The 4,072-nt window shown below is 71.8% G+C and carries 4 protein-coding genes; 2 read left to right on the forward strand and 2 right to left on the reverse strand.

Features of this window, described 5'->3' with window-relative positions:
• Positions 1 to 34: 34 nt before the first annotated feature.
• Complete coding sequence (locus VET29_RS27350; protein ID WP_324925560.1) at positions 35 to 2,254, forward strand: AAA family ATPase; 2,220 nt, start codon at positions 35 to 37, stop codon at positions 2,252 to 2,254.
• Positions 2,255 to 2,422: 168 nt separating this feature from the next.
• Here VET29_RS27350 and VET29_RS27355 read toward each other — a convergent pair whose 3' ends face one another.
• Both VET29_RS27355 and VET29_RS27360 read right to left on the reverse strand, forming a co-directional pair.
• Positions 2,423 to 3,067 carry a LytR C-terminal domain-containing protein gene (locus VET29_RS27355; RefSeq protein WP_324925562.1) on the reverse strand — a complete coding sequence of 215 codons (645 nt, stop codon included), beginning with the start codon at positions 3,065 to 3,067 and terminating at the stop codon, positions 2,423 to 2,425.
• On the reverse strand, positions 3,064 to 3,369 hold the full coding sequence (locus VET29_RS27360) for a DUF3263 domain-containing protein (protein WP_324925564.1): 306 nt from the start codon (positions 3,367 to 3,369) through the stop codon (positions 3,064 to 3,066). Before VET29_RS27360 ends, VET29_RS27355 begins: the two co-directional genes overlap by 4 nt.
• A 119-nt stretch (positions 3,370 to 3,488) precedes the next feature.
• Between VET29_RS27360 and VET29_RS27365 the strand changes: the two genes are divergently transcribed.
• On the forward strand, positions 3,489 to 4,022 hold the full coding sequence (locus tag VET29_RS27365; RefSeq protein WP_324925566.1) for a peptide deformylase: 534 nt from the start codon (positions 3,489 to 3,491) through the stop codon (positions 4,020 to 4,022).
• Positions 4,023 to 4,072: the final 50 nt, after the last annotated feature.

Consider the following 4,072-nt stretch of genomic DNA (forward strand, 5'->3'; position numbering starts at 1 on the left):
GGTCCGCGAGCTCCACTCGGTAGGGTCTGTTCTCATGCCAGAGATCACGCTGACGGTCCGGCTGTCCCCATCGGCGCTCGACGCGCGGCGCGGGGTGGTGCGGTTGCACCTCGAGGTGCTCAACGCGCTGGGGCTCGAGCCGTGGGCGGGGGTCCGGCTGATCGGCACCCGGGTGAGCGCCGCGCTGGCTGCCGAGGGTGACGGGCCGCCGGGCGTGGCACTGCTGGACGACCTGACGATGTCGAACGTGGGCGTGACCGAGGGCGCCGAGGTCGTGGTGTCGCCCGCGGAGGTTTCACCCGCGCGGACGTTGACCATCGCGGGCTCGCGCCTCGCGTCCGCGTCGCTGACTCCGGAGACCGTGCGGCTGGCGCTGATCGGCAAGATCCTGACCGTGGGCGACTCGGTGTCGCTGCTGCCGCAGGACCTGGCCCCGGCGCCCGGCTCCGACGCGTTCGCCGTGCGCGGCCAGCTGTCCCGCGCGATCGGCATGACGTGGACGAACGAGCTGCTGACGATCACCGCGAGCGAGCCGGCCGGCTCGGTCGCGGTCCATCCGTCCACCGTGGTCGGCTGGCGGGACGGTGCCCGCACGGGCGAGGCCGCCGCGGCGGCCGCACTGGCCGGGCCCGGCGGGATGTCCGTCGTGACGGCCACCCCCGAACCCCTGACCGTCGATCCGGTGACGGTGCCGTCGGCCCCGCCGCCCCCGGTCGCCGACCTCATCGGCGCGAACGAGGCGGTCTCCCGGCTGACGGAGTGGTTCGACCTGGCGTTCCGGCGGCCGGAGCTGCTGACCTCGCTGGGTGCGTCCGCGCAGCTCGGCGTGTTGCTGACCGGCCCGGAGGGCGTTGGCAAGGCGACACTGGTGCGGTCGATCGCGCACTCGCTCGACGCGTCCGTGGTGGAGGTCGCGGCCCCGACGCTGGCCGCGCTGGAGCCGGGCGCGGCGTCGTCGCGGCTGTCGGCGGCGGTGGCGTCGGCGGTGGCCGAGACGCCGTCGGTGCTGCTGATCACCGACGTGGACGCGTTGCTGCCGGCCACGAACCCGCCGCCGCTCGCGACGGTGGTGATCGACCTCCTGCGCGCGGCGGTCCGCAACCCGAGCTTCGCGCTGCTGGCGACGACGGCCCATCCCGAGGCGGTGGACCCGCGGGTGCGCGGAGTGGACCTGTTCGACCGCTCGGTGTCGGTGCCGCTGCCGGATGCCAAGGCACGCACGGAGTGGCTGCGCGTACTGCTGCGCGACGTGCCCATCGAGTCCGACGTGGACTTCGGCTCGCTGGCCGGGCGGACGCCCGGTTTCGTCGCCGCGGACCTGGTCGCGCTGCGCCGGGAGGCGGCGGTGCGCGCGGCGGTCCGGGCGGCGCCGAAGATCGCGTTCGCCGACCTGACGGCCGCGCTGACCACGGTCCGCCCGACCTCACTGTCCACATCGGACAACCTGCAGACGGGTGGCCTGAAGCTGGACGACGTCGGCGACATGGTGGAGGTCAAGCAGTCGCTGACCGAGACCGTGCTGTGGCCGCTGCGGTACCCGGACTCGTTCGCGCGCCTCGGCGTCGACCCGCCACGCGGGGTGCTGCTGTACGGGCCGCCCGGATGCGGCAAGACGTTCCTGGTGCGGGCGCTGGCCGGGACCGGGCAGCTGAACGTGATCGCGGTCAAGGGCGCCGAGCTGATGGACAAGTGGGTCGGCGAGTCGGAGCGGGCGGTGCGGGAGCTGTTCCGGCGTGCGGCGGAGGCGGCACCGGCGATGGTGTTCCTGGACGAGGTGGACGCACTGGCGCCCCGGCGCGGCCAGTCGTCGGACTCGGGCGTGGCGGACCGGGTGGTGGCGGCGCTCCTGACCGAGCTGGACGGTGTCGAGCCCATGCGGGACGTGGTGGTGCTGGGAGCGACGAACCGACCGGAGCTGATCGACCCGGCGCTGCTGCGCCCGGGCCGGTTGGAGCGCCTCGTGTACGTGCCACCGCCGGACGCCGACGCCCGCACGGCGATCCTCCGCGCGGCGTCGAAGAACACCCCGCTCGCGTCCGATGTGGACCTGGCCGCCCTGGCGATCTCCCTCGACGGCTACTCGGCGGCCGACTGCGCCGCACTGGTACGCGAAGCGGCCCTGACAGCGATGCGCGAGTCCCTGGAGGCCACCGAGGTGACGTCCACCCACGTCGCGAAGGCCCGGGAGTCAGTCCGCGCCAGCCTGGACCCCGCCCAGCTCGCGGCCCTGGAGGCCTACGCCAAGTCCCGCTAAACCCGCGAGTCCCGCGTTCAAACACCCCGAGTCCCGCGTTCACGCAGACCGAGTTCCGCGTTCACGCACACCGAGTTGCGTTTCCGACCCACCAAGATCGGCACGAAAACGCGACTCACCCAGCACGAAAACGCGACTCACTATGTTCGAACGCGGGACTCGCGGGTGTCAGCCGTCGTTCTTGCCCTTGCCGTCGCCGCCGCCGTTGCCGTAGTCGTTGGTGACGATGACGATGACGCCGGGGCTGGCGTCCTTGATGCCCTCGAAGCGGGCCTCGACGCGCATGCCGAACTGGGCGCCGATGGCGCGGGCCGTGGCTTCCTCTTCGGTGCCGGGGCGGTAGTAGACGGTCGTCGTCGGGATGATGCCGCCCGAGTAGTTGCCCGTGTCGACCACGTTCCAGCCGTCGGCCTTCAGGTTGTCCGCGGCGCGCTTCGCCAGGCCCTTGATCGTGCTGTTGTTCAGCACCCGCACCGGTACGGACTTCGCCGGCTCGCCGTTGCCGTCGCCGCCCGGCGGGGGCTGGACCTGGCCCGTCGTCGTGGTGGTCGGCGGTTTGCTCGACGACGGCTTGTTCGAGGTCGGCTTGGTGGTCGTCGGTTTGGTCGGGCGGCCGGCGGTACTGGAGGGCGGGCCGGTGATCTCGGTGGTGCGGGAGCTGGGCTGCCCGTCCCTGCCGCCGTCGGCGCGGCCGTCGCCGTTGCCGCCGAGCGCGGTGATCAGGCCGATCACCAGTGCGACCGCGGCGAGGCCCAGTAAGGCGATGCCGGCGAGCCGGCTGGGTCGCGTCGACCCGGAGTCAGGAGTCGTCATTGCCGCTCGGCACCCAGCCTTGGCGCCGAGCGTGCGCGCAGACGGCCGGACCGCAGCCGTCGCAGGCGTTTGACCAGCATCGGATCCACCTCGAGGGCCGCGCTCTTGTCGATCAGCCGGTTCACCAGCTGGTAGTACCGCGTCGGAGACATGTCGAACAGCTCGCGGATCGCCTGCTCCTTCGAGCCCGGGGCCTTCCACCACTGCTTCTCGAACGCGAGGATCTCGCGTTCCCGCTGGGTGAGCTCACCGGTCGTTGGCAGGGCTGGAACTGGCTCTGCCGGCAGCTCCGCGGCGTCCATCTGGCTCCTCGCCACCAGGTCGGTCCGAACCGGAATCACACGTTTGTGATTTCCGGGTGCCATTACATCACGCTACCGCCATGGTCGCCGTGACAACGCACCCGGTTAGGGTTCTCCACATGGCAGTTTTACCGATCCGGATCGTTGGCGACCCCGTGCTCCACCAGCCGGTCCGCAAGGTCGAGTCCTTCGACGACGACCTGCGCGAACTCGTCGAAGACATGTTCGAAACCATGGCCGCCGCACCCGGCGTGGGCCTCGCGGCGAACCAGGTCGGAGTCGATCTCCGGCTGTTCGTCTACGACTGCCCGGACGACGAGGGCAAGCGGCACCGCGGCGTGGTCGTCAACCCGGTACTGGAGACCTCCGAGCGCCCCGAGACCATGCCCGACCCGGACAAGGATCTGGAGGGCTGCCTGTCCGTGCCCGGCGAGTCGTTCCCCACCGGCCGCGCCCAGTGGGCCAGGGTCACCGGCCAGGACCTCGACGGCGAGCCGGTCGAGGTCGAGGGCACCGGCTACTTCGCCCGCTGCCTGCAGCACGAGACCGATCACCTGAAGGGCGTGCTCTACATCGACCACCTGCCGCGCAACCGGCGCCGCCGGGTGCTGCGCGAGATGGAGCCGTTCGACTGGAACGCGACAACCGGATGAGTGAGCTGCCGTTCTGGCAGGTCGTCAAGGCCGACCTCGCCGCGACCACG

The organism is Actinophytocola sp. (genome assembly GCF_035634895.1).
In the GTDB taxonomy this organism is placed as follows: domain Bacteria; phylum Actinomycetota; class Actinomycetes; order Mycobacteriales; family Pseudonocardiaceae; genus Actinophytocola.

What these genes read in the sequence shown, in the direction of transcription:
- VET29_RS27365 (WP_324925566.1), top strand. Translation starts at nt 3,489, where the DNA reads ATGGCAGTTTTACCGATCCGGATCGTTGGCGACCCCGTGCTCCACCAG.
- VET29_RS27360 (WP_324925564.1), bottom strand. Translation starts at nt 3,369, where the DNA reads ATGGACGCCGCGGAGCTGCCGGCAGAGCCAGTTCCAGCCCTGCCAACG.
- VET29_RS27355 (WP_324925562.1), bottom strand. Translation starts at nt 3,067, where the DNA reads ATGACGACTCCTGACTCCGGGTCGACGCGACCCAGCCGGCTCGCCGGC.
- VET29_RS27350 (WP_324925560.1), top strand. Translation starts at nt 35, where the DNA reads ATGCCAGAGATCACGCTGACGGTCCGGCTGTCCCCATCGGCGCTCGAC.